The 2,538-nt window shown below is 49.7% G+C and carries 2 protein-coding genes; one reads left to right on the top strand and one right to left on the bottom strand.

The window, feature by feature from the left end; all coding sequences use genetic code 11:
* On the top strand, window positions 1-408 hold a 408-nt coding region (locus NZM04_02665; GenBank protein ID MCS7062945.1), incomplete at its 5' end, for a DUF1801 domain-containing protein.
* Between the two features lie 129 nt (window positions 409-537).
* Here NZM04_02665 and NZM04_02660 read toward each other — a convergent pair.
* On the bottom strand, window positions 538-1,707 hold the full coding sequence (locus tag NZM04_02660) for a GYF domain-containing protein (protein ID MCS7062944.1): 1,170 nt from the start codon (window positions 1,705-1,707) through the stop codon (window positions 538-540).
* Window positions 1,708-2,538: the final 831 nt, after the last annotated feature.

The following is a 2,538-nucleotide window of genomic DNA, read 5'->3' as shown; positions in this document are numbered from 1 at the left end:
GCTAAAGCTGATGGCGACGCACCAGTGCAGGCTTATATTGCTGCGATGCCTGGATGGAAACGCGACGTTGGGCAACATCTCGATGCGTTGATCACTCGACTTGTGCCCCAGGTATGCAAAGCCGTGAGGTGGAACACCCCGTTTTACGGCATCGAAGGGCGAGGCTGGTTTCTGGCGTTTCACTGCCTCTCAAAATATGTGAAAATTGCGTTTTTCCGCGGGGCATCACTACGACCGATCCCTCCCATAGAATCCAAGCAGAAAGAGGTTCGCTACCTGCATATTTACGAGAACGATCAACTAAATCAGACCCCAATAGCAGACTGGATCACACAGGCCGCAGCGCTGCCCGGATGGAACTTCAATAATCCATCCAAGGCCACGCCCAAACCAAAGAATAGAGCTTAACGCACACGTCCTACACCTCGCGCAGATCTCAATAAAGACTATCCCAATCACCTCTAAAATCTCATCACCACAATATAAACAAACCTTACCTCGTTCCTGCCCCCTCTAGCCATTGGCTTGCCCCCTCCATCACACCACCATAACCTCCTTCGCCGGGTTGATCACAGCTTCGTCAATTTGCTCAACACGTCGCTGCAGATACCGATACGCCACCATCCATGCCAAGAAAATCACTGGGATCGCAACAATAATCCCCACCACAAGGGCCAATAAACCCGTTAAAATCACTAACACCGACAGCAGCCAAAAACCGACTATATTCCAAAAATTCCCTCGCGTCAGCCTCCAACTGTATTGGAGAGCCTCAACTGGTCCCAGTTTCCCGTCCACCAGTGCATTAATCGCAAAACTCCAACGAACCATCAAAATGATCAAAGGAATGATGAAGCACAAGAAAACCGGAGACAGATCCGCTTCCATTGAAATACTGAACTTTGACTGTGATATATATACTTCATTGATCGAATATGACCCCCCAGTGAGAATATGTAATCCCAACATTAACAAGAATGCGACTATGGAATATAACAAAGAAAAGAAAAATATGAGAATATACAACCCCAACATCGGCAAAAACCGGCCTCCCTCGGAAAACAGCATTCCCACCGTCGCTCGATTTCCTCGCACGACCTCCAACCCCACTCGCACCATCCCCAAGCCGAGAAACCACTGAATCAGCACGCTCGCAATGTGAACAATCCAATCGAGGACGCAGTTCGGCGAAACTTGTGCCCTAATCTCTAGAATTGAAAACTTTCTAGACTCACACTTCGGAATCTCCACTCCACGATCGCTTTCCACCGGTGCCACTACTGTTTCCAACACGCTCAATCCCGTAATGATCAAAACATAGACAAGCCCTACCGCAAACAAGTTAGGAAAAGCCACCTTCAAAATTGCCCAGCCTCTTTTGAAGCAGTTAATAACGGGAAGTTTGGTTGGCGGCTTCGGCAAGTCCTCTAAGGGCACAAATCCAGGCCCTCGCGAGCGCGTCTTTTCCAGCTCGGCGGCTTGCGGCGTCGCATTGGGGTTGGCAGTTCCGTCTCCAACCTTTGCTGCGTCTCCTTCTCTTCTCCCTACCAATTCAGATACCTCGGAATACTCCTTCCAATCAGCCATGCCTTTCCGCCACACCAACGTCTGCGGGCCAATCTCACCACGCGAATAGAGGGACTTCAAATCCGCCTGAGATACAGGCCCTATTTGTTGATTATCTTTTGCATACCACCAACCACTCATGCTAGAACCTGTTTAATAATGTGCTCGCTCAGACACAATCTTATTTCTGAGCGAACGCTTCTGCCTATCCTGCCCTTTCAGGCTTATCCGATCCCCAAGCCCAGTTGATCTGCATTTTTCTTTTAGCATGTGAACTGAGCAGTTTGTCCACACCATCCTTCCAACCAGTGTGCCAGACATCTGCACCATTGCTCGGAAGCTATCTTTGAAAATCTTCCCGTTCTATTGGCGCACCATTGTGTTTGACCGCCTTAGATTCTATTAGCTTTGGTTGTGCCGTTGCCTATTGCTTTCTAAGAATGACGCTGTCTTGGATGCCACATCGTCCTTCCACTCTCTTAGACAGACAACCTAAAACACCTTCAAAAAACGGTCTCATCCAGGACTCCTGATCCAAAGGCTGACTCCCCGTCTGGATCATCGCCTCCCGCTTCTACAGCAGCGGACAGGTATTGATAACGTCAGCCTGTTTCTTCCGCCCCATGTAATCGTCCCGGTGCCAGTTTGCATCAAGGGTGCTAGACTTCCGTAAGCGTTGAGATTGGCCGACCGATTCGTGTTTTTTCGCCTACAATGACCGATCCGTTCATTTCTCCACTTCCTCCATTCAAGCCATCCTCGAGCGAGTGGATCGATTTATAGCCGCTGGAGACTCACATTCTCCCGCCTTCGCCTCCGAAGAGGCTAATCGTGAGCTTTTCCTCAGCACCCGAGTGAATGAAACTCATCGCCCCTTTGGATGAGGCTGAAGGAGCAGCGGGCGAGACTCGTGAGGCTAAGAGAGACGTTTGTGGATAACAAAGAGCCGCGAGAAGGAAGAAGAACGGCCAG

The organism is Candidatus Methylacidiphilales bacterium, from assembly GCA_025056655.1.
In the GTDB taxonomy this organism is placed as follows: domain Bacteria; phylum Verrucomicrobiota; class Verrucomicrobiia; order Methylacidiphilales; family JANWVL01; genus JANWVL01.
The sequence above is the reverse complement of the archived record's forward strand: the minus strand, read 5'-3'. Positions and strand labels throughout refer to the sequence as shown.

Bases quoted from the DNA above. Each gene is read 5' to 3' on its own strand.
- NZM04_02660 (MCS7062944.1), bottom strand. From the start codon at position 1,707: ATGAGTGGTTGGTGGTATGCAAAAGATAATCAACAAATAGGGCCTGTA.